This window comes from Herbidospora mongoliensis, assembly GCF_001570545.1.
Classification (GTDB): domain Bacteria; phylum Actinomycetota; class Actinomycetes; order Streptosporangiales; family Streptosporangiaceae; genus Herbidospora; species Herbidospora mongoliensis.
Genome location: NZ_BBXD01000008.1, coordinates 531244 through 551957, shown reverse-complemented (window position 1 = coordinate 551957; position 20714 = coordinate 531244). Strand labels below are relative to the sequence as shown.

24 protein-coding genes and 1 tRNA gene are annotated in these 20714 nt (G+C 64.6%); 12 read left to right on the top strand and 13 right to left on the bottom strand.

The window, feature by feature from the left end; all coding sequences use genetic code 11:
- Nucleotides 1-2 precede the first annotated feature (2 nt).
- From AW272_RS02775 to sp36, 4 genes are read right to left on the bottom strand one after another with little or no spacing between them, the layout of a single operon-like run.
- Nucleotides 3-785, bottom strand: coding sequence for an MBL fold metallo-hydrolase (locus AW272_RS02775; RefSeq protein WP_066360762.1), 783 nt, complete (start codon nt 783-785; stop codon nt 3-5).
- Nucleotides 785-1567, bottom strand: coding sequence for an NUDIX hydrolase (locus tag AW272_RS02770; protein WP_439649131.1), 783 nt, complete (start codon nt 1565-1567; stop codon nt 785-787). The genes AW272_RS02775 and AW272_RS02770 overlap by 1 nt, the downstream gene beginning before the upstream one ends.
- Nucleotides 1568-1582: 15 nt before the next feature.
- Nucleotides 1583-2035, bottom strand: coding sequence for a RidA family protein (locus AW272_RS02765; RefSeq protein WP_066360760.1), 453 nt, complete (start codon nt 2033-2035; stop codon nt 1583-1585).
- Nucleotides 2032-2187 (bottom strand): Sp36 family protein, encoded by a 156-nt coding sequence (gene sp36 / locus AW272_RS41710; protein ID WP_155340753.1) that lies wholly within the window; start codon nt 2185-2187, stop codon nt 2032-2034. The genes AW272_RS02765 and sp36 overlap by 4 nt, the downstream gene beginning before the upstream one ends.
- Before the next feature lie 69 nt (nt 2188-2256).
- Between sp36 and bagA the strand changes: the two genes are divergently transcribed.
- Nucleotides 2257-3237, top strand: coding sequence for an ATPase BagA (gene bagA, locus AW272_RS02760; protein WP_169807477.1), 981 nt, complete (start codon nt 2257-2259; stop codon nt 3235-3237).
- On the top strand, nt 3234-4352 hold the full coding sequence (gene bagB, locus AW272_RS02755) for an ATPase BagB (protein ID WP_066360758.1): 1119 nt from the start codon (nt 3234-3236) through the stop codon (nt 4350-4352). The genes bagA and bagB overlap by 4 nt, the downstream gene beginning before the upstream one ends.
- 3 nt (nt 4353-4355) lie before the next feature.
- Here bagB and AW272_RS02750 read toward each other — a convergent pair whose 3' ends face one another.
- Nucleotides 4356-4652 (bottom strand): WhiB family transcriptional regulator, encoded by a 297-nt coding sequence (locus AW272_RS02750; protein WP_061296783.1) that lies wholly within the window; start codon nt 4650-4652, stop codon nt 4356-4358.
- A gap of 288 nt (nt 4653-4940) precedes the next feature.
- Here AW272_RS02750 and AW272_RS02745 point away from each other — a divergent pair, with 288 nt between their 5' ends.
- Nucleotides 4941-7157 carry a transglycosylase domain-containing protein gene (locus tag AW272_RS02745; protein WP_066360757.1) on the top strand — a complete coding sequence of 739 codons (2217 nt, stop codon included), beginning with the start codon at nt 4941-4943 and terminating at the stop codon, nt 7155-7157.
- A 61-nt stretch (nt 7158-7218) separates the two neighbouring features.
- Here AW272_RS02745 and AW272_RS02740 read toward each other — a convergent pair whose 3' ends face one another.
- A complete protein-coding gene (locus AW272_RS02740; protein WP_066360756.1) occupies nt 7219-7674 on the bottom strand; it encodes a GatB/YqeY domain-containing protein in 456 nt (151 codons plus the stop codon).
- Between the two features lie 81 nt (nt 7675-7755).
- Between AW272_RS02740 and AW272_RS02735 the strand changes: the two genes are divergently transcribed.
- Together AW272_RS02735 and AW272_RS02730 are read left to right on the top strand one after the other, a co-directional pair.
- A complete protein-coding gene (locus AW272_RS02735) occupies nt 7756-8658 on the top strand; it encodes a metallophosphoesterase (RefSeq protein ID WP_066360755.1) in 903 nt (300 codons plus the stop codon).
- 46 nt (nt 8659-8704) lie between these two features.
- Nucleotides 8705-8778, top strand: a tRNA-Pro gene (locus AW272_RS02730).
- 102 nt (nt 8779-8880) lie between these two features.
- Here AW272_RS02730 and AW272_RS02725 read toward each other — a convergent pair.
- The 4 genes from AW272_RS02725 to AW272_RS02720 form a co-directional block, all read right to left on the bottom strand.
- Nucleotides 8881-10062 carry a tyrosine-type recombinase/integrase gene (locus tag AW272_RS02725; protein WP_066360749.1) on the bottom strand — a complete coding sequence of 394 codons (1182 nt, stop codon included), beginning with the start codon at nt 10060-10062 and terminating at the stop codon, nt 8881-8883.
- A gap of 4 nt (nt 10063-10066) precedes the next feature.
- Entirely contained in the window at nt 10067-10219 is a 153-nt protein-coding gene (locus AW272_RS40275; RefSeq protein ID WP_083957866.1) for a CopG family ribbon-helix-helix protein, read from the bottom strand.
- A gap of 66 nt (nt 10220-10285) precedes the next feature.
- Nucleotides 10286-10462: a helix-turn-helix domain-containing protein gene (locus AW272_RS40270; protein WP_083957864.1), complete on the bottom strand. Its 177-nt coding sequence runs from the start codon at nt 10460-10462 to the stop codon at nt 10286-10288.
- Nucleotides 10463-10596: 134 nt separating this feature from the next.
- The gene (locus AW272_RS02720) at nt 10597-12345 is read right to left on the bottom strand and encodes an FtsK/SpoIIIE domain-containing protein (protein WP_245657164.1); all 1749 of its coding nucleotides are present in this window, start codon (nt 12343-12345) and stop codon (nt 10597-10599) included.
- 83 nt (nt 12346-12428) lie between these two features.
- Here AW272_RS02720 and AW272_RS02715 point away from each other — a divergent pair, with 83 nt between their 5' ends.
- On the top strand, nt 12429-12773 hold the full coding sequence (locus AW272_RS02715; protein ID WP_066360737.1) for a hypothetical protein: 345 nt from the start codon (nt 12429-12431) through the stop codon (nt 12771-12773).
- A gap of 189 nt (nt 12774-12962) precedes the next feature.
- Here the strand turns inward: AW272_RS02715 and AW272_RS02710 are convergent, their stop codons facing one another.
- Nucleotides 12963-13151 (bottom strand): hypothetical protein, encoded by a 189-nt coding sequence (locus AW272_RS02710; protein ID WP_245657163.1) that lies wholly within the window; start codon nt 13149-13151, stop codon nt 12963-12965.
- 10 nt (nt 13152-13161) lie between these two features.
- A complete protein-coding gene (locus AW272_RS02705; protein ID WP_066360733.1) occupies nt 13162-13371 on the bottom strand; it encodes a hypothetical protein in 210 nt (69 codons plus the stop codon).
- A gap of 492 nt (nt 13372-13863) precedes the next feature.
- Here AW272_RS02705 and AW272_RS02700 point away from each other — a divergent pair, with 492 nt between their 5' ends.
- Nucleotides 13864-15036, top strand: coding sequence for a hypothetical protein (locus tag AW272_RS02700; protein ID WP_066360731.1), 1173 nt, complete (start codon nt 13864-13866; stop codon nt 15034-15036).
- A gap of 5 nt (nt 15037-15041) precedes the next feature.
- Complete coding sequence (locus AW272_RS02695; RefSeq protein WP_066360729.1) at nt 15042-15611, top strand: cysteine hydrolase family protein; 570 nt, start codon at nt 15042-15044, stop codon at nt 15609-15611.
- Nucleotides 15612-15621: 10 nt separating this feature from the next.
- On the opposite strand, the gene AW272_RS40265 is transcribed toward AW272_RS02695, so the two are convergent.
- Nucleotides 15622-16056, bottom strand: a complete 435-nt coding sequence (locus tag AW272_RS40265) for a GntR family transcriptional regulator (RefSeq protein WP_083957860.1) — start codon at nt 16054-16056, stop codon at nt 15622-15624.
- 743 nt (nt 16057-16799) lie between these two features.
- On the opposite strand from AW272_RS40265, the gene AW272_RS02690 reads away from it, so the two are divergent.
- The 4 genes from AW272_RS02690 (at nt 16800) to AW272_RS02675 (ending at nt 20613) form a co-directional block, all read left to right on the top strand.
- Complete coding sequence (locus tag AW272_RS02690) at nt 16800-17060, top strand: GntR family transcriptional regulator (protein WP_174551785.1); 261 nt, start codon at nt 16800-16802, stop codon at nt 17058-17060.
- Nucleotides 17061-17443: 383 nt separating this feature from the next.
- Nucleotides 17444-18106 (top strand): hypothetical protein, encoded by a 663-nt coding sequence (locus AW272_RS41705; protein WP_157518222.1) that lies wholly within the window; start codon nt 17444-17446, stop codon nt 18104-18106.
- A gap of 231 nt (nt 18107-18337) precedes the next feature.
- Nucleotides 18338-19498 carry a hypothetical protein gene (locus AW272_RS41700; protein WP_157518219.1) on the top strand — a complete coding sequence of 387 codons (1161 nt, stop codon included), beginning with the start codon at nt 18338-18340 and terminating at the stop codon, nt 19496-19498.
- Between the two features lie 620 nt (nt 19499-20118).
- Nucleotides 20119-20613, top strand: coding sequence for a hypothetical protein (locus AW272_RS02675; RefSeq protein ID WP_066360723.1), 495 nt, complete (start codon nt 20119-20121; stop codon nt 20611-20613).
- The last annotated feature ends 101 nt before the right edge of the window (nt 20614-20714 follow it).

The window sequence follows — 20714 nt, the reverse complement described above, 5'->3', positions numbered from 1 at the left end:
GGTCAGCGGGTCTTCAGGTAGTTGAGCTGCGCGGCCACCGACATCCGCGCCGCCGGCCAGAGATCCTTCGGGACGTCCGCGTAGACCATTTCCACGATCTCCCCGGCGTCGCGGGCGCCGTCCCTGATCGCCTGGCGGATCTGGTCGAGGCGCTGCCTGCGGTGGGTCATGTACTCGTCGAGCTTGCCGACGGGGTCGGCCAGGATCGGGCCGTGGCCCGGGAGCAGGGCCTCGGCCTCGGCCAGTTCGGCCATGGCGCGGAGCTTGTCGAGGCTGCGCAGGTAGTCGGCCAGGTCGCCGTCGGGCGCGATGACCGTCGATCCCCGGCCCAGGATGGTGTCGCCGGTCAGCAGGGCGCTGTCGTCCGGGAGCCAGAAGCACAGGGAGTCGAACGAGTGGCCGGGGGTGCCGATCACCCGGATCTCCACGCCGCCGACCGTCAGGGCGTCGCCGTCCTCCAGGCCCTCTTCGCCCAGCACGTGGGTGCGGTCGAGGGCTCGTACCGGAGAATTCACCAGTTCGGCGAACCGCCGGGCTCCGCCGCTGTGATCTTCGTGGCCGTGGGTGAGGAGGATGACCTCCACGTTCCGGTCGCCCAGTCTGGAGACCACCGTCGAAAGGTGGGCCTCGTCGTCGGGACCGGGGTCGACCACCGCGACCGACTCGCCACGGCCGATCACCCAGGTGTTGGTCCCGTCGAGAGTCATCGGGGACGCGTTGGGGGCCAGCACGTTGGTCGCGGTCGGGGTTCCCGAACCGTCGATCGGCAGCGGGAGCCCGCTCATCAGATCTGTCCTTCGGTGGTCAGGACCATCTGGCCGTTCCTCTCGACCGGGGCGGGCATCACTGTGGTGATCTTGGGGTCGGCGGCGAACACGTCCGCGATCGTCTCGGAGGCCGTCAGCATGGTCAACGTGTGCAGCGTGGGCGGCATCAGGAAATATCCGGAGGCGAGGGCCTCGGCGGGGCTGTGCCAGACGACCGTGTCGGCCTCGCCGCCCACATCCCTGGTCCGCTGGCCCGAGGGCAGCGCCGCCACGAAGAAGCGGGTGTCGAACCGGCGGGTCTCGATCTCCGGCGTGATCCAGTGGGCCCACGGTTTCAGCAGGTCAGACCTGAGTACCAGGCCGTTCGTGGCCAGGAAATCGGCGAACGAGAGCTCCCTGCCGATCAGGGCCAGCCGCTCGGCCTCCCACATGGTCGTGTCGTCGACCGGATCTCCGGCCAGCAGGACACCGCTCTCCTCGAAGGTCTCGCGCACCGCCGCGCAGACGAGGCCCCGCGCCGTGTCCTCGTCGGCGTTCAGCGCGGCGGCCCATTCGGCGGGCGAAGGCCCGGCCCAGCCGATGTCGTGGCCGGCGTCCCGGGGATCGACGGAGCCCCCGGGAAAGACGTAGGCGCCGGCCGCGAAGGCCATGGTCGCCGCCCGCCGGAGCAGGTAGACCTCCAGAGGCGGCTCCCGCAGCAGGGCCACCGTGGCGGCGGCCCGGGGCGGGACCGGGACGAGCCGCCCGGCCAGCAGGTCACGCGCCCGTTCACCCAGCTCGCCCGGCAGCGGAATGTCCACGCCCCGAGTGTAGATCTAACGGATCTCGGCGATCAGTTCCACCTCGACCGGGGCATCTCTGGGCAACACGGCCACGCCGACCGCGCTGCGGGCGTGGGCACCCTGGAAGACCTCGCCGAGGAGCTCGCTGGCGCCGTTCACGACCTGCGGCTGGCCGGTGAAGTCAGGAGCCGAGGCGACGAAACCGACGACCTTCACGATCCCGACGACCTGGTCGAGGTCGACGACGGACCTGAGCGCCGCGATGGCGTTCAGGGCGCAGAGCTTCGCCAGCTCGTAGGCCTCCTCGGGGGTGACCTCCGCGCCGACCTTGCCGGTCTTGAGCAGCTCCCCGGCGGCGATGGGCAGCTGGCCCGAGGTGTACACGTGAGCGCCCGAGCGGACCGCCGGGACGTAGGCCGCCAGCGGGGCCACCACGTCGGGCAGCGACAGCCCCAGGGCCGCCAGGCGGTCTTCGGGGGAACTCACGCCTTGGCCCGCTTCATGTAGGCCACGAGCTGCTCGGGGTTCGGGCCGGGGATGACGGCCACGAGCTCCCAGCCGTCCTCACCCCAGTTGTCGAGGATCTGCTTGGTCGCGTGCGTCAGCAGCGGCACGGTCACGTACTCCCACTTCGTCATGGCGGAAGGTTATCGATACCCAGCAGGCCTCGGCGTATCGGGAAAAGCCCTTTGGGTAGCCTCACGGGTGTGAGATCTCGCGACACCGACTGGGACGGAGTGCGTCTCCATGTCGTGACCGGCAAGGGCGGTACCGGCAAGACCACTGTGGCCGCCGCACTCGCCCTGGCACTCGCGGCCGGCGGCCGCAAGGTGCTGCTCGTGGAGGTGGAGGGCCGCCAGGGCATCGCGCAGGTCTTCGACCTTCCACCGCTTCCCTACGAGGAGCGCCGCATCGCGGTGGCTCCGGGAGGCGGTGACGTCCACGCTCTGGCGATCGACCCCGAAGAGGCGATGCTCGAATACCTCGAGATGTTCTACGGGCTCAAGCGCATGGGCAAGGCGCTGACCAAGATGGGAGTGGTCGACTTCGCCACCACGATCGCCCCGGGCCTCCGTGACGTCCTGGTCACGGGCAAGACCAGCGAGGCGGTCCGGCGGCGCGACAGAACCGGCAAGAGGGTGTACGACACCGTCGTCATGGACGCCCCGCCGACCGGCCGGGTCAGCCGTTTCCTCAACGTCACCCAAGAGGTGGCCGGCCTGGCGAGAGTCGGCCCGGTACGCGCCCATGCCGACATGGTGCGGGGAGTGATGGCCTCGCCCGAGACGGCCGTCCACTTCGTCACCCTGCTGGAGGAGATGCCCGTCCAGGAGACCCTCGACGGCGTCACCGAGCTACACGCGGCCAAACTGCCCGTGGGCGGGATCTTCGTCAACATGGTCCGGACCGTCGACCCCGTCCTCGAAGGCCCTTTCGACCTGGCCGAACTGGCCATGGGCGTGAAGGCGGCCGGGCTGGGCGACGACGGCAACGCGGCGGTCATCGCCGAGGCCCTCGGCGGCGAGGTCGTCGAGCAGCAGCGGCGGGCCGAGCTCGAAAGAACCGAGCGCGACGCGCTGGAGACCGTCGGGGTGCCACGATATGAACTGCCCCTGCTGGCGGACGGCGCCGACCTCGCGGGCCTCTACGAACTCGCCGAAGCGATCCGCACGCAAGGAGCCGCATGACCACGCCCGAGCTTGATCTCGACGGCATCATCGACGACCCGGGCACCCGGATCGTGGTGTGCTGCGGGTCGGGCGGCGTCGGCAAGACGACCACGGCGGCGGCCCTGGGGCTGCGGGCGGCCGAACGCGGCCGCAACGTGGTGGTGCTCACGGTCGACCCGGCGAGGCGGCTGGCCCAGTCGATGGGGCTGACCTCGCTCGACAACACCCCGCGCAAGGTGGCGGGGGCCGACGGCGAGCTGTTCGCCATGATGCTCGACATGAAGCGGACCTTCGACGAGATCATCGAGGCCCACGCCGACCCCGAGCGGGCCCGCCAGATCCTGACGAACCCCTTCTACCAGTCGCTCTCGTCGAGTTTCTCCGGCACCCAGGAATACATGGCCATGGAGAAGCTCGGCCAGCTCCGGCGGTCGGGCGAGTGGGATCTGATCATCGTCGACACGCCGCCGTCACGGTCGGCGCTCGACTTCCTCGACGCGCCCGAACGCCTCGGGCGCTTCCTCGACGGAAAACTGATCCGGCTGCTGATGGCGCCCGCCAAGGCGGGCGGACGCAGCGCGTTCAAGATCCTCAACGCCGGGTTCGGCCTCGTGGCCGGAGTGCTGACGAAGGTGCTCGGCGCCCAGGTGCTGAAGGACATCCAGACGTTCGTCTCCGCGCTGGACGCCGTCTTCGGTGGATTCCGTCAGCGGGCGGAGCAGACCTACCAGCTGCTGCAGGCTCCCGGCACCGCGTTCGTCGTGGTGGCCACGCCGGAGCGTGACGCGATGCGGGAAGCCTCCTATTTCGTGGAGCGACTCGCCGAGGAGCGGATGCCGCTGGCCGGCCTGGTGGTCAACCGGGTGCACCGCTCACCGGCTCCCGGTCTGTCCGCGGCGCGGAGCACCGCCGCCGCGGAAGACCTGGAGTCACGTGGTGAACACGAGCTGACCGCCGCCGTGCTGAGACTGCACGCCGGACGGATGCAACTCGCCGCTCGCGAGCACCGGGAGCAGGAACGTTTCGCCTCGGCCCACCCCACTGTGCCGGCCACCCAGGTGCCCGCGATGTCACAGGATGTTCACGATCTCGACGGATTGCGTGAGATCGGGGAACTCCTGGCCAAGCGCTGAGGGTCAGCCGGCGATCAGCTCATTGGTGCGTTCGTATTCTTCCTTCGCCAGCTCCAGCAGGTCGCGCCAGGAGTCGACGTCGGGCCGACGGCGCAGGAGGGCGCGCCTTTCCCGTTCGGTCATTCCGCCCCAAACCCCGAACTCGATGCGATTGTCCAGCGCATCGGCGAGGCATTCGGTACGGACAGGGCATCCTCGACAGATCAACTTCGCCCGGTTTTGTGCGGCGCCCTGAACGAACAGAGCGTCAGGATCCGCACCTCGACAGGCGGCACGGGAGGTCCAATCCGTGATCCACATTTTTCGACCCCACTCCCCTTAGGTGGTCAGTCGTGACTTCTGGGGCCGACGGGCGCGGTCGCCGAGCCTCCTAAATTCAGTTGCCGCAGAGGAGAACGTATGAGACTCCGCATCCGAATGGACAGACCCGCAGGGACCAAATTTGGCGGGGGGCGGTGTCCGGAGATGACTAGTCATCTCAAGCGCGGGTAATGCGACGTGGTGCGTTTGGTACCGAATCTCCCCTTGCTCCGAAGTACGCTTAGCCTCGTGCAAGCTTCAGGCAAAGCCCGTTTCGGGAACGCGATCTTGACCCTCGTCAAGCTCATCGTGGCCGCTGCCATGGCCGGTGTGCTGGCCGCGGCGGTCGGACTGCCGGCCGTGGGCGGAGCCGGGTTCAGCGCCAAGTCAGGCGTCGAGTCGCTGCGCATCGAGGCGGAGGAGCTCAACGAGCCCCCGCTGCCCGAGAAGACCGTGCTGCTCGACTCGGCCGGCAAGCAGATCGCGCAGTTCTACTTCCAGAACCGCGAATCCGTGCCGCTGAGCAAAATCGCGCCGGTCATGCAGCAGGCGATCATCGCGATCGAGGACTTCCGGTTCTACGAGCACGGCGCCCTCGACATCGAGGGAACGGTCCGCGCGCTCACCAAGAACATCTTCGGCGGCGGCGTCGTGCAGGGTGGCTCCTCGATCACCCAGCAGTACGTGAAGCTGGTCATCTTCAACTCGGCCGAGACCGAGGAAGATCAGCTGAAGGCGATCGAGGCGACGTACACGCGGAAATTGAACGAGATCCGCTACGCCATGGCCATCGAGAAGAAGTACTCCAAGGCCGAGATCCTCAATCGTTACCTGAACATCTCCTACTTCGGTGACGGCGCCTACGGCATCGAGGCGGCGTCCAAGCGCTTCTTCGACAAGCACGCCTCCGAGCTCGACCTGCACGAGGCGGCGACGCTCGCCGGCGCGGTGCAGAACCCGAGCCAGACCGACCCGGGCCGGGGCAAGGAGTTCCGCGAGCGGCTGCTGGGCCGCCGCAACACCGTGCTCGACCGGATGGCCGAGCTGGGCAAGATCTCGCTCGCCCAGGCGGCCGAGGCCAAGAAGGAGAAGCTCGGCTACAAGGGCGAGAAGATGCCGGGCGGCTGTGAGGACAGCTCCTACCCCTACTTCTGCCTCTACGTGCAGAACGACATCCTGAACAACACCGACTTCGGCAAGACGCAGAAGGCCCGGCGCGACTTCCTGAACCGCGGTGGCCTGACGATCCGCACCACGCTCGACACGAAGATGCAGAAGGCCGCCGACGCGGCGATCAAGAAGCACGTCTACGCGAGCGACGATCAGGTCGCGGCCCAGGCGCTGGTCGAACCGGGCACGGGTTCGATCAAGGCGCTGGCCGCCAGCCGGAAGTTCGGCGACAACAAGAAGAAGAACGAGATGAGCTACAACCTGGCGGCCAACCGCTCCCACGGCGGCGGTTCCGGCTTCCAGGCGGGCTCCACGTTCAAGGTGATCACCCTGCTGACCGCCCTCGACGAGGGCATGAAGCTGAACGACGGGTTCGCCACCGGCAAGACCTACGACATCCCGACCAACTCGCTGTCGCCGTTCCGCGACTGCGAGGGCAACCGGACCGGCGAGACCCACCAGGTGTTCAACTCCAGTGAGGGCGCCGGCGGGTTCAACACCCTCCAGACCGGCACCTGGGGCTCGGTGAACACGTTCTTCATGAAGCTCGAAGAGCACGTCGGCCTCTGCAAGGTCGTCAAGATGGCCAAGAAGCTGGGCATCCACCGGGCCGACGGCGCCGACCTCCGCGAGGTCCCGACCTTCACCCTCGGCGTCAACGAGATGGACCCGGTGACGGTCGCCAACGCCTACGCCACCATCGGCGCCCGCGGCAAGTACTGCGCGCCGATCGTCATCACCGAGATCGTCGACCGCGAGGGCAAGGCCACCAACTACAAGCCCGACTGCGACCAGGTGCTCGACGAGGAGGTCGCCGACGCGGCCAGCTCGATCCTCAGCGGCGTCTTTACCAAGGGCACCATGACCGGGGTCGGCGGCATCGGCCGCGACGCGGCCGGCAAGACCGGCACCACCGACGGCTACACCGCCGCCTGGTTCGCCGGCTACACCCCCGACCTCGCCTCCGCCGTCAGCATCGGCGACCCGCGCGGCGCCTTCAAGTACGACCTGACCGGCGTCACCATCGGCGGCGACTCCTTCCCGTACGTCTACGGCGCCTCGATCTCGGGCCCGATCTGGAAGGACACGATGCTGAAGGCGCTGAAGGGCGTGCCGGCCACGTCGTTCACGCGGGTCGACATGTCCAAGTTCGGCGGCTGCTCGCCGGGCCTGTGCCAGCCCAAGCCCAAGCCGAAGCCCGACCGCGGCGACAACCGCGGCGGTGACGACCGCGGCGACGACCGGGGCGGCGACAACGACGGCGGCAACGACTTCGAGCCGCCGCCGCCGCCGGACAACGGCGGTGGCGTGATCATCCCGCCCGACAACGGCTGAGAACGGCTGAGGGCCCTTCCCCGAGCGGGGGAGGGCCCTCAGCCGTTCCGTACGGGCTGGATCAGCCCGCCAGCCGCGCCTTCACGGCTGCCGCGACCCGGCCGCCCTCGGCCCGGCCCGCCACCTTCGGGTTGACGACCTTCATGACCTGGCCCATGGCCTGCGGCCCGGCCGCCCCCGTCTCGGCGATCGCCTCGTCGACGAGCGCGGCCAGCTCGGCGTCGGAGAGCTGGGCCGGGAGGTAGGCCTCCAGCACCGACTGCTCCTCCAGCTCGGCCTTCGCCTGCTGCTCACGGCCCGCCCCGGCGAACGCCTCGGCCGCCTCGCGCCGCTTCTTGGCCTCCTTGGTGAGGACCTTGACGACCTCGTCGTCGCTCAGCTCGCGGACCGCCTTGCCCGCGACCTCCTCGACCTGGATGGCGGCCAGCGCCATGCGGATGGTGCGCAGCCGAATGTCGTCACGGGCCTTCAGAGAAGTCGTGAGGTCGGCCTTCAGCCTGTCTTTGAGAGCGCTCATGGCCCCTTATCTTGCCGTGTCCCGCAGTGGGATCTCTCCGGGTTATCCCGGGCTCACCCGGCGTTCGGGCATGATTGGGATGTGCGGAAAGTCGTTGCGGTACCTCTGGGAGTGGTCGGTCTCGGGCTCGCCGGCCTGGGCTACGCGTCGATCGTCGAGCGCAACTGGTTCAGGTTGCGCCGTTTCGACGTGCCCGTCCTCGAACCCGGGCGGCGGCCCGTGAAGATCCTGCAGATCTCCGACCTGCACCTGACCCCCGGCCGGACCCGCCTGATCAACTGGGTGCGGTCACTGGCCTCGCTGGAGCCCGACCTGGTGGTCAACACGGGCGACACGATCTCCCACCCCGACGCGATCCCCGCCTACCTGCGCGCCGTCGAGCCGTTCCTGGGCCTCCCGGGCCTCTTCGTGTACGGCTCCAACGACATGTACTCGCCGCATTTCAAGAACCCGGCCCGCTACCTGTGGCGGACGTCCAAGACCGAGAGCAAGAAGCGGAACATCCCCGACCTGCCGTGGCTGGAGCTCGGCACGGCGATGACGGCGGCCGGTTGGCTCGACATGAACAACACGACGTCCCGCCTCAAGGTCGGCGACCTCGACGTGGCCGTCGGCGGGATCAACGACTCCCACATCGACCTCGACCGCTACGACCGGATCGCGGGGGCGGCCCCGGCCGACGCCGATCTGCGCCTCGGGGTCATGCACTCCCCCGAGCCCAGGAACATGACGCGGTTCGCCTCGGACGGCTACCAGCTCCTCCTGGCGGGGCACACGCACGGGGGGCAGCTCTGCATCCCCTTCTACGGGGCCCTGGTGACCAACTGTGGGATCGATCGGGCCCGAGTGAAGGGTCTGAGCCACCACGAGGCCGCGTGGCTCCACGTGTCCGCTGGGCTCGGCACGTCGCCGTTCGCGCCCGCGCGGTTCGCCTGCCCGCCGGAGGCGACGCTGCTGACCTTGATCCCCCGCGTGGCGCGATGACGCAAGCGCGGCGAAAGTCCGCTAGACTTTGCGAGGCAGAAACCACCGGGGTGTAGCGCAGCTTGGTAGCGCGCTTCGTTCGGGACGAAGAGGCCGTGGGTTCGAATCCCGCCACCCCGACGGTGGAGTAGCAGGTAAAGGGCTTGATCCGCTTAGCGGGTCGGGCCCTTTTCTGTGTCTGAGGGTCTTCGGGAGCCAATCGGGGAGCCATCTCACTCAGACTCAACGCGACGGCTTACCACCAAAGATGATGTTCATCGTGTGAGCGCCTTTGGTGATCACCGGCTTGAGTTGGTGCCGGTAGACCTCTTCCGTGACGCTGGTACCCGCATGCCCGACGAGATCGGCGATGGTCTCGATGGGCACGCCCTGTTCACTCATGATGGAGACGAACGAGTGACGCAGCTCGCGGGGCGTCCAGTCAGTTCCGACCCCTGCGGCATTGGTGACCTTACGGAAGGCCCGCCGTACGCTTCCGGCGTCCAGCGGTGTCCCGTCAGACCGGCAGAACGCCAGATTGTGTTCCTGCCAGGCTCCGCCTGCCGTGAGCTTGTGAGCTGCCTGACGCGCGTGGTGTTGCTTGAGGCTCTGAGCGGCGAGCACTGGCAATTCCAGCGTGCGCCGCGATTTGCGGGTCTTGGTGTCACCTCCTACTCGATCGGCACGCCACACGTAGATGGCGAATCTCTTGTGCTTGAAACCCACCTCGGTAACCGGTCGCCACGTCTTGCTGGCCGGCAGCCAGGCGACGACGTGATCCCAGCGCAGCGCGCGAGCCTCTTCGGTCCGGACTCCGGTGGTGAGGCTGATCACCACGTAGGCATGTAGTTCGGACGACTCGGCGGCCTTGAGCACTGATTCCGCCTGTTTCCGGGTGAGCGCCTTGCTGGGTCGCCCGTCCTTTCCCGTGGGCGTGGTGACCAGCTCGGCGACGTTCCTGACCACCTTGTCCCGCACCTGAGCTTGCCGGATGGCCCGCTTCAAGACGCTGTGGACATCCCGTAGCGTCCGGGTGGCCAGTCCACTTGAGAGCTCGTCTAGCCACTCGTCCACGTGATCGGCGCGTAGGTCCTGAAGCGTGGTCTTGCCCAGCTTCGAGATCACGTGCGTCTCGGCAAGAATGCGCTGTTTGGTGATCGTGGCCTCGGATCGGCCTTTGAGACCCTTGCTGAGCCAGTCGTTGACGGCATCGCGCACGGTGTAGTTCTCCGATGCGGTCACCCCTGCCTCAAGGTCCTTGACGGCCTTGATGAGCTTGTCCTTGACCTGGGTCTTGGTCTTGCCCTTCCGCTTGAGTCGCCGGCGCTTGCCATCGGGGGCGAACCCGAGGGAGACAGCTCCGGTGAAGCCATCCCCCTCGGGATAGATGGTCGCTTCGTACTTGCCGATCAGGATCTTGGCCAAGGGATCATCCCTTCTCGTGACGGTTGAGGTACTCCTCGATCGCCTTCCTGATCACCCACGACACATCCCGCTCCTGCGACTCGGCGTACCTACGGAGCCGTGCTTTCAGCTCCGCATCCACCCGGACGGGTGGCAGGGTCGTTCGGTCGCTCGTCATTAGACGGCTTCCTTTCGGGTGTATGGAGTTATCAAGAGGCACTGTAGAACGTTGTATCACAGCGTTCTACGCCTCGTCGATGGTCTCCAGGGAAGAAACGAAGTCGGCAAGGTGCTGATCGGTGATCCGGCGTAACTTGCCGATCTTGATGCTCTTGAGCTGACCCGTACGGAGCAGGTAGTAGATCTTGTCCCGCCCGACGCTGAGGATCTCGGCTATCTGCTCGACTGTGTATGCCTTCATGCGCGCACCTCCCTCCGTTGCCTCGTCACTCGCTGTGAATGTCTCCGGGTTTGTCTTTGTCTCCGTCTCAGCGCCTATGTGCAGACGCGCGCGAGACGGAGACGTAGACAAACGCCTGAGCCGATTACGTTGAGTTAGTCAGCGGAGGGGATCGCCCGCCATCGACCTCGGGCGACTTGGATCACTCGACCGGCGTCGGCGTGCTCCCGGAGCCGCTTGTAGAGCCATGGCCGGCTCATGCCGGTTGCGTCGATCAGTTCGCCCAGGGTCGCGCCTTGCTCAGGTGCCTCGCGAAGCGCATCCCACAGGACGTCTTCCACGCCTTCATGGTTGCCGTTGCGGGCGTGCCTGCCCTGGGGTTCTGCGGTGGCTTGAGGTCCCTGTTCCAGGGCGACCAGGGATACCGGATCGAGGGACGGCCGCCGGTCGGCGTGGCGTTCGGCCGTGGCCTGAACGGTGGCGTCGTCGAGCAGGTAGGTACGGGCCCGGCGTGGGCTGTCGTGCTCGGGTGCGCTGATCAGGAACTTGCCGGGTGCGTCGAGTCGGTCGGCGTGCCAGCCGGCTTTGTGCATGCCCTGGCCCATGATCAGGTCGGCGTCACGACGTTCCCTCACCCGGAACGAGACGCGCACATCCATCTGTGAGCGCACGGCGCTGTTGCCCATGGCCTTCTGTGATGGGCGTTGAGTTGCTGCCACCAGGGTCACGGCCACGGCGCGTCCGCGTCGGGCGATCGAGTCGGCGCTCAGGATCGCTTCTGGTGCGTCGTCGGCGAGTTCGGCGTACTCGTCGACCACGATAACCAGCGCGGGAGCCTCTGGGGTGGGTTCCCAGACCCGTACACCGTTCATGGCGAGCATTTCGGCGCGGCCGTCGAGGATGGCGACGGCATCGGCCAGTAGCTTGTCTGCTTCCTGGGGGGTGGTGGCGATGCGGTCGAGGCAGGATGCCCATGGGAGTAGTTCCATGCCGCGTTTGAGGTCGACGCCCCACACGATCACGTCGGGGCAGGCCGTCAGGTTGCCCATGATGACGTTCACTCCGCCGCTCTTGCCGGCGCCTGCCACGCCGCCCACCAGGCCGTGACGGCGGTTCAGGGAGACGGTTACCGGGGTGCCGTCTTCGAAGACGCCCAGCTCGACGGGTTCGGTGATCGAGGTGATCGCCGGTCCCGGCCAGACGATGGCGTCGGCGTGCGGGTCGGTTTCGATGATCCGCAGTTCCAGCCGGTTGGCGCGTTCGGGGATCGGCTGGATACGCGCCGCGCCACGACGGGTGCCCAACGCCGATTCCAGCGCGGGGAGTTTGCCCATGGCGTCCTCGACGGTCTGGCCACGGGCCAAAGCGACGCGGGCACGGTAACCCCACAGATCGACCACGGCCGATTGGATGCGCGAGCCGGTCAGGCCGATCGATTGGGCGATCTCTGGCCATGCCGCCAGGGTGCGCTCTACCCGTACACGGGCACGTCGGCGACGATGCGCCCACCACGGCAGAGCCGTCAGAATCCCGCCGACGATCAGCAGGACGGGCAATGGTGCTGAGCTGGGACCCGACGCCGTTGCGGCCGAGAGCCACCCGCCGACCAGCAGCAGGCAGACCACGGCGTAGGCGCGTTCGACGCCCCGCCTCAGGCCGGCCAAGTGGCCGAACAGGGCGACCAGCCACGCCGTGACGGCCGTGGCGACCAGGATCGTTTCCCAGGAATCGGAGTCGCCGATGTGCAGCATCACGGCGGTGAGCTCCACCAGGACGGCCACGGCGATGGGCGCAAGTTCGGAGCGGTAGCGCCACAGCCACGAGCAGATGACCACAATCGCGGCCGATCCGAACGGCGCGTCACCGGTCATCAACATGACCGGCTCGACGCCCACGCGGCGCATGCGCCGTGCGTGACGGCGCATTTGATGGCGGCTGAGTCGTCTGTGCGCGTTCATTGGCGCTCCCCCGCATCTGACGTGTACGGGTGGCGGTAGCGACGTCGCCCGGTAGGCTCTTCGTGCTCAGGGTGGGGGCGTTCCGCGGAAAGCTCATCGCGGAGGTAGTACAGCGGGTCAGGCTCTCCGTCGGCGTGCGCCCCCAGGGTGGCGCGCACGGCGGCCGTCAGGTTCGCGTGGTCCAGTCGCACGCTGTCGACTCGGCGGGAAAGGCGTTCAACTTCGGCGCAGAGAACGGGGATGAGGTTCAGAACGCTCAAGACGGTGCGGCCGTCTTCGGTGAGCAGGAGCATGCCGCGCAGTCGAGGGCGGCGGGCGATCAGATCGAGGACTCGGCGGTGTCGGGCGCGGGTCTCCTGAAGGTCAACGAGTGAGCGGCTCGGCGTGCTGATCGTGAGAAACACCTCCTGTGGTCGTGGGCGTTTGGCCCGTGTAGCTGGTCGTGGGTGACGGGGTGATGCGCATGAGCGATTCCTTCTGTTCGGTGTGGTGCCGGCTGAGCCTGGCCAGGCTGTGAGCTGCGATTACGGGTGGTTCAGCGACGGTTGGCGCGTCGAGTGGCGTCAGGACACTCCGAAGACGGTCGCCATGACGATGGAGATAAAGCGGCGGACTTCGGGAGCGGCGGCCGTCTCGGAGAGGTAGAAGCCGAACAGGACGCACAGGAGCGCGTGGGTGAAGCGCAGGTAGGTGAAGCGCAGGGCGATGAACACCGCCAGGCCGAGCAGGACCACAAGAGAGATTGAGATCATCAAGGTGTAGTCACCTCCTTCCGTAGGTCACGGGGCGCTGGTCGATGTCGTCGATAACGTGCAGTCCCATGGCGCGCTGGGAGATCGCGGCCGTTGCGGTGCGGTGAGTGCGCGACCGGCTTGCGGCTCTGTCCTCTCGCTTCATGACGATCACTGCGTGCATGAAGGCGGTCAGGGTCAGGGCGAACCCGAATGCGGCGATCGAGATGATCACGAACATGGGACGTACTCCTCTCGGCGCTAATGGAGGGTCTGGCGGCGGAGCCAGCGGAAACGTCGGGTGCACTTGCGGCAGCACCCGCCGAACTGGTGGGTGAGAGCACCGCACGGGCACCGGTCCGCGTACGTGCCGCCAATCGGGATCCTCAAATCGATCACCTCCCTTCCACGTCGGTGGTCGGGTCTGGCGGGTGCGGAGATCGCTTCGTTCGGGGAATTCGCGAAATCTTCGATGCCGAAAGTGGAAGGATCGATACAGGACGGGACAGGTTGAGTGCGTCCCGTCTAGCCTTGGCAAGTCCCCGAAATTCCCCAGTTACGGGCAGGTCAGATGACGTGCAACCGGCACCAGGCAATTTCCGGAAGTTCCGCGATGCGCTTTGAGGGGGAGCTCGACGGCCGTTTGGTCGGTGTCTCTGTGTCATGTCATCAGCTTCGGAGTTGGAACCCCTGACCGGCAGATGACAGGAGTGGACACGAGAGGACACGACTGATGTCCGAGGTTCCCCTCTCCAGGGACCCAGGCAAGCGGTCAGAACCGAACCGCGTCTTAACCGCAGCACGTCAGAAGCTCGGTTGGAGCAGACGACGCGCGGCTCAGGAGTTGCACCGGTTGGGCGCGGCGCGCGGGTTACCAGAGCTCGATTCGATCGAGAAGACCATCTACCGCCACGAGTCCGGGAAGGCCGTCTGTCAGGACCCGCTCTATATCGAGCTGTATTGCGCGGTCTACCAGGCCACGACGCAAGAACTGTTCGGGGCGATCGAGCCGGCGCAGGTGTCGCCGAGACCTCTTTCCGGGGTTCGGTCGCACAAGTTCATTCCGGCCTATATCGGCCCGGCGCGGGTCTCAGAGCTGATCGAACGCCAGTCCGCAGTTTCCGCCGGCGCGATGTTCGGTCTCGAATGTCATCGTGTCGACGTCCCCAACGTGCACGGCAAGTGCGCTCTCTACATGTGGCCGTTCGGCGTGGCCATGTTCCATCTCGTCGAGGAACTGGAGCTTCCCAACCTCGCGAGTCTCGCGATATGGCGTCGACAGACCTACGCCCGGGATTTGGCGTGGGCATCGGGCCATCTTTCCGAGGCGCTGTCCGCTTCCCTTAACGCGTCGTACGTTCTCAGCGCTTATTGGGTTCATGCGCCATCGTGGCAGTCCCATGAGCTGGATACGGCCCTACGAATCATGTGCATTCCGAGGATCCTGCATGAGCGGGACTCGGAGATGTCGGGATCGTCCTTAGATCACGCCGAACTGGTCGAGCGGTCGCTATTGGCCGATGGATTTGAACACGGCGGAATAGCCGCGTTCGGCTTCAAAGGAATCTCGATCGGATACGCATCATGGTCGGGCGTTGTCTACTACCCGACCGCGCCTCGAAGAGCGCTTGCGGAACACGAGATTGTCAACGTCGAACTCGCCACGCAATCAATCTGGTCCTATTGCGAGTTCATCAATACCCAGATCGAGCAAGGGGAAGACCCACAAGTCGCCGATCAGTACGGGTGGCGTTTTCTGCGTGGGACACGATCCCGGTTGACCAATGCGCGCCCACAAGAGACCGAATATCACAAGACCATGCGCATGGCGATTTTGGACACGAGCGGCACACCGGACCGCCTGTCTGAGGCCATCGACATCATTCGCGAAACTCGGGAGAGGTAATTTCCATGTTCGACAAGACGTCGGTGCTGGTCGTCATTGACGCGCAGAACGGCTTCATCACCGAGCATTCCAGCCCCGTCATATCGGTGATCGCCCCTCTGGTGGAACAGTGGCAGGCCGCTGGCGGATCGGTAGTCTTCACCCGGTATCTTAACTATGACGGAAGCCCATTCGAGCGCTTGATTCGCTGGTCGAAAGTGAAGACGTCACCAGAGATCGACATCGTTCCGGAGTTGAGTCCGATGGCCAGCAAGGCAACAGCCATCGTCGAAAAGACCATCTACAGTTTCTTCAGCGAAGAGGGCGACCGACTCGCGCAGGAATACGGCTGGAGAGACTTCTACATCTGCGGCATCGACACGGAGAGCTGCGTTCTCAAGACAGTTGTCGACGCATTCGAGCGGGACCTCACACCGTGGCTCATCGCGGACGCATCGGCCAGTCACGCGGGGCAGGCCGCTCATGACGCGGGTCTCTTCGTGGCTTCACGGTTCGTGGGGAAGGGCCAGATCATCACAACCACGGATATTCCATGGCGTGAGCTGATGGCCGAATCGGAAGAAGTTTCCCTCTGACGGAAAATGGCTAGGTGCCCGCAGCGGTGCCTACGAATCGCCCGCTTCCCAGCTGAACCACGAGTAGTCCATCCCTCTCAAGGAGTGCAAGAGCCTGGCGGATTGTGTTGCGTGAGACGCCATAACGCTTGCGAAGCACAGCCTCACTCGGAACAGGATCTCCCATTCGCAACTTCTCATGTCGAATTCGGCTACGGATATCATCTGCGATGGTCGCGTACAGGTATGGCACAGGCATGGGGCTGCTCTTTACGCGTCGCCCCTTCGCGGGGATAGCGACAATTAGCCCTTCGCCTTCTAACAACCCCAGAGCTCGCCTGATGGTGGAGCGAGCCACACCAAACTCACCACAAAGAGTTGCCTCTGAGGGCAGTAGAGCGCCTTCCGGGTATTCGCACTCTCGGATCCTGCCTCTAACGATTACGGCGATTTGCTGATAAGTCATGGGACTCCCCTATCTGACGGGGCCGCGCGTTAGCTCGTCGCCACTTCGAGCAAGCCGCAAGATTCTCAACGCGGCTTGCTCACTGAGAGCGGATATCGAGTTCTCTCGACCCCGCCCCCAGGTGAACTTCCACTCGTTGTGTTGCAGAAACGCCATCACTCGCAGAGGGCCGACAGCCCTGGGGATCTCCAAGAATGGCTCTTGTCCTTGCTGTAACTTGACCGATAATCCTATCCCTTCCATCCGAAGGTCCCATGCTAAGCGCATGAGGTGAATGAACTGGTCTCGACTGTTGTGGGTCATTTGCGGATCACCGTTCTTGAGAGTTATTCGTAGGTAAGTCTTTCTCGGCTGGCTTTTGCGTTCCTGGCGGACGACCGTTGGAGTGCGTGAGTTTGTGTGCGATGGTTAGGCCATCCCATAGGGCTCGGGCTTCCCGGTAGAGCCCTCTTCCTGTTTCCTCATATCCGTTCTGTTTGGTGTAGCGGAGTATGAAATACAATCCGCCCTGGCAGGCCCATTCATAGACACCGCAGCAGGCCGTCTCGGATACCCGGAACCGATCACCTCGGGTGCTCTGGAAGGGCACCCACACAGGCGTAACCTCTGCGCGCCCCTGGCGGGACACGGGGTCAGGCTTGCTCTCGGGAGTCACCATGACGTCCACCGTAGTACACCATGCTATAGCACACCAGGCATGTCGTATCTCGCTAGGCATGGCGTCACGTACCTAGCGTGTTCGTGTGGCTGATCAAGGGCTGGAGTGGAAGCCGGGGATTCCCCGGTGGGTCCAGGTGTATGAGGACATCAAGGGGCAGATCGAGCGCGGGGAGCTCTCTGCCGGCGACCAGGTGCCGTCCGTCCTCGGGCTACAGGAGATCTACGGCATCGCCACAGCGACAGGCCAGAAGGTTCACCGCGCCCTGCGGCAGGACGGGCTCATACGAACGGAGCCCGGCATGGGTAGCTTCGTCATGGAATCACCGACGAACGAAACCACTTAAGAATGCGACGCGAAAAGGTAGCCCGGTTGCTGGGCTCAGCCCGACACTGCCGCCTCAACGGCCAGCCCGCTGAGTAGATTCGAGCCTACGAGCGCGGCAGTGCGGAACCAGCGGACTAGTCGCTCTTTGACGGCTGCGATCATCCCGCCTCCTGTGGTGTCCTCATCCTCATCAGAAGCAAAGAACCCGAGAGAAGCTCGCTGGCAGACCACTGCGATAATCAGTAGAGACACAAAGACTAGCTCGCCAAGTCCAGTCAAACTCAACCCAGCAACCTGAGTCGCAATCTTAGTATCAAAGGCCGCCTCGGCCGCAACACGGACGGTATTGCAATATCACATTACGTAAACGCTTGGCTACTGATCATCAAGTAGGCTCAGCGCATGGCAAACCGCCGGGTAAGCCCCCATGTGTCTGCGCTTTTCGACGCTGAGTCGCGACTCACCAAGCAGCTCTACTCCATGGCCGTCAAGCACGACGTCACCCGCCTCGCCCCGGCCCTGGAGAACCTGGCCAAGCAGCACTCCGCCATGCTCGCCAAGCACGACGTCACCCGCCTCGCCCCGGCCCTGGAGAACCTGGCCAAGCAGCACTCCGCCATGCTCGCCAAGCACGACGTCACCCGCCTCGCCCCGGCCCTGGAACGGCTTGCCCAGAGCTTCATCGAAGCTTCATCGCTCCAGAGTCCGGCATTGCTCAGCTATCGGCGCGAGAACTTCTCTAGTGCAACACAGGGTGGTATCGATAGGACTGATTCAGACAGAGCCGCTGCCGTATCGTCCGACAACGGTGGACTTGCCGATCACGAAGCTCTCGTGAATCTACTCCGCCAATGGTGGAGCTCTATGGCTCCGGAACTACAGGCTTTGGGCCTAGCTTCTGGAACGTTCGTCCTGGTCTTCTGTATTCTTTTCACCTGGTCAGTCGAATATGCAGAACTCGAAGAGTTTAGTCAATTTACAGACGCCAGTCCATGGAATGTCTCGCTTCTAGTCGCGAGTTTCGTTTGGTGGTGGATAGCAAGAAGCGGCGGCCACAAGGATTGAACTTGCCTCAACCATGACAAATTTCATTCGGGTGCACAAAAACGTCACACATTGCAAGTGCTCGTGATGCAACCCAGATAGTGAGCAGTCTGGACATATCCACCCAATTGCGACCCCAAAGCAGGGCGCGAATTGACTAGATGTTGCGTTCTACGGCAAAAACCGCCCGATGTAACGCAATCGCTATCGATACGGACCTTTGAAGCAACCAGCTAGTCATAGGCTTGAGGCATGTCGGCACACCCCCCTGTCGCTAGATACGCCGGCGCAAGTGTGCGCTGGTATCAATTTGGAAAGAAAACTCTAGAAAAAAGAAGATGGTTAAAGCATCTGCGCTGGCAGGCCGTGTCGCGTGCACTTAGCGAGGACGACACCATTGTCTCAGAGAAAGTCGGGCAGGCGGCCACCGCTTTCTGCGATGCACTTGATATCACCGAGTTGCCCATTGACCAAGACCGTTCTGGGCTACTCCGCCGGACGGGTCGCTGGGTCAGAGAAAAGATTACATGGGGGATTCGGTTCCCCGACTATCGGAGTCGACTCAGCCTCACCTTCGATGACCGGCTGCGAGCCTGGATCAAGGAAGCTGCCGAAAGCGCTCCAGGCCGGAAAGCGCTCGATTTCGCTCACTACCATCTCGATGAAGAAGATCGCGCAAAGCGATTCGCCGATGCGGTGCTCAACGAAGCACATGGCGTGCTTATCGAGGCGCGTGAAGGCGAAGCGCCCGGCGCAGCCCGCTGGGAAATGGCCGCTGAAATCCATCGATACGTTCCCGACAGCGAAATTCGTCGGCGGCATCAGCGATGGAGAAGCTCGGCAAGAGCTCTCAGTGCGGGTGGAACGGCCGCCGTAACCACTCAGGTCTTCACAGAAGATTTCAGTAAATCAATAACCCTCGGTGTTGCGCTCACAGCGTTGGCTGCAATTGTTGAGCTGACAATATCCTCGCGGACACTTACTGGCCCACAAATCGCGGTCCGCGAGCAGGTGAGAGCTTGGCTAGAGGAGGCATTAGTGGCACGCCTATGGGCCAACTTGCGATGGATGGGCGATTGGGGCAAACAAGCAGAGGAAACAGGGCGGCCACTCCCCATCAGCGACTTCATCATGGCCATGGCTAGAAATTTGGTAACTATCGAGCCATTGGACGAAGACGCTAAAGTTTTCCGCGATATAGACCGACTTAGAGAGCATGCCCTATCTGTCTCGGATCCCGAGCTACATGCTTTTCTGATCCACCTGGAGACAGCTCTACGGCACAAGCCGGATACCCTTCCGCATGCTTTCAGAGCACTGATCACCTCAGTGCGAGAGAGAAACATGATCACGGATGGAGATACTTCTCTCGCGCCTCGGTCTGTCGTCACGCGGGGTCAAGCGTCTGACTGACGGTGCCGATCCTGGGAGGAGACAGAACCCGGGCTACGGGAGCCACTTTTGGGAGCCACCGTGTTGTGGCAGCCTCAGACTCCCCCCGACCTCCCCAGGTTTCTCCCCCAAGTCAGAGCCACCCGATCGACTCCCGTCGACCTCCTCAGACAGCCTGATCTTCCTTCGGGACGAAGAGGCCGTGGGTTCGAATCCCGCCACCCCGACGGTGGAGTAACAGGTAAGGGCTTGATCCGCTGAGCGGGTCAGGCCCTTTTCTGTTTCTGAGGGTCTTCGGGAGCCAACTCGCTCAGACTCACGGCGACGGTTTGTCACCAAAGATGATGTTCATCGTGTGAGCGCCTTTGGCGATCACCGGCTTGAGCTGGTGCCGGTAGACCTCGATCTGTGCCTGTATGCGAGATATGCGCCGCGCCGTTCCAAAATCGGCCCCGCTGTGAGGCCCGGAGGGGTCATTTTGCGCCGTGGGCCTGGCCACTGTATGAGTCCCGCCCTGGTGGTCGCCGGGCTCTGCTACGCGGCGGGGGTCCTTGCATCGGTCAGGCAGGTGTCTCGAAGGCACGTTGCAAGTGGACCGGCTTTTACTGCGGACAGCGTCGTCCTCACCAAAGGAGATTCCGGTGAACCGCATCGTCCGTTCTCTCGGCCTCAGTGCCGCCGCGGGAGCCCTTTCTCTGGGTCTTTTCGCACCCGCTGCCGAGGCGTCCGCCCTGGCCGAGCGGACCGCGACCGTCAACATCACGTTCGACATGATGGATTACGAGAATTTCGGCAAGAACGAGCGCTGCCGCTCCACCCTCCCGCGTAGCAAGACGGGAGGCATCGGCGGGCCGGCCAGAAGCTTCAAGGCCTGGGCGAAGTGCGGTGGGGAGACCCGCACCGAGATCTACTACCGGCTCCGGTGGGCCGCCTCGGGCATTCTGACCGTCGACAACATCGTCGTCTGGTTCTTCGAGGGTGACAGCGCGGACACTCCCTGGCTGAAGGGCAAGGGGAGCATCGGCACGTTCCTGCTGTGGCCGGGGCAGAGCGCCACCAGGCAGATCCGGGTGCAGAACGATGTGGACGGGCAGCCTGACGACCGCACCATCCTGACGTTCACGGTGGGCAACTGACAGCGGGCTCCGTGGCCTTCGGTCCGGTGGCCGATGACCCGTGGCGGTGGGGGCCGGGAGCGGGTGGCCGGCGCCGGGTGCGGCGCGGACCGGGGGCGGTG

Coding starts and splice junctions, on each gene's coding strand:
- AW272_RS41705 (WP_157518222.1), top strand. CDS start 17,444: ATGGCAAACCGCCGGGTAAGCCCCCATGTGTCTGCGCTTTTCGACGCT.
- AW272_RS02740 (WP_066360756.1), bottom strand. CDS start 7,674: ATGAGCGCTCTCAAAGACAGGCTGAAGGCCGACCTCACGACTTCTCTG.
- AW272_RS40275 (WP_083957866.1), bottom strand. CDS start 10,219: ATGACGAGCGACCGAACGACCCTGCCACCCGTCCGGGTGGATGCGGAG.
- AW272_RS02700 (WP_066360731.1), top strand. CDS start 13,864: ATGTCCGAGGTTCCCCTCTCCAGGGACCCAGGCAAGCGGTCAGAACCG.
- AW272_RS40265 (WP_083957860.1), bottom strand. CDS start 16,056: ATGACTTATCAGCAAATCGCCGTAATCGTTAGAGGCAGGATCCGAGAG.
- AW272_RS02750 (WP_061296783.1), bottom strand. CDS start 4,652: ATGTGGATCACGGATTGGACCTCCCGTGCCGCCTGTCGAGGTGCGGAT.
- AW272_RS02775 (WP_066360762.1), bottom strand. CDS start 785: ATGAGCGGGCTCCCGCTGCCGATCGACGGTTCGGGAACCCCGACCGCG.
- bagB (WP_066360758.1), top strand. CDS start 3,234: ATGACCACGCCCGAGCTTGATCTCGACGGCATCATCGACGACCCGGGC.
- AW272_RS02720 (WP_245657164.1), bottom strand. CDS start 12,345: ATGCGCCGCGTGGGCGTCGAGCCGGTCATGTTGATGACCGGTGACGCG.
- AW272_RS41700 (WP_157518219.1), top strand. CDS start 18,338: ATGTCGGCACACCCCCCTGTCGCTAGATACGCCGGCGCAAGTGTGCGC.
- AW272_RS02695 (WP_066360729.1), top strand. CDS start 15,042: ATGTTCGACAAGACGTCGGTGCTGGTCGTCATTGACGCGCAGAACGGC.
- sp36 (WP_155340753.1), bottom strand. CDS start 2,187: ATGACGAAGTGGGAGTACGTGACCGTGCCGCTGCTGACGCACGCGACC.
- AW272_RS40270 (WP_083957864.1), bottom strand. CDS start 10,462: ATGAAGGCATACACAGTCGAGCAGATAGCCGAGATCCTCAGCGTCGGG.
- AW272_RS02710 (WP_245657163.1), bottom strand. CDS start 13,151: ATGATCTCAATCTCTCTTGTGGTCCTGCTCGGCCTGGCGGTGTTCATC.
- AW272_RS02705 (WP_066360733.1), bottom strand. CDS start 13,371: ATGTTCGTGATCATCTCGATCGCCGCATTCGGGTTCGCCCTGACCCTG.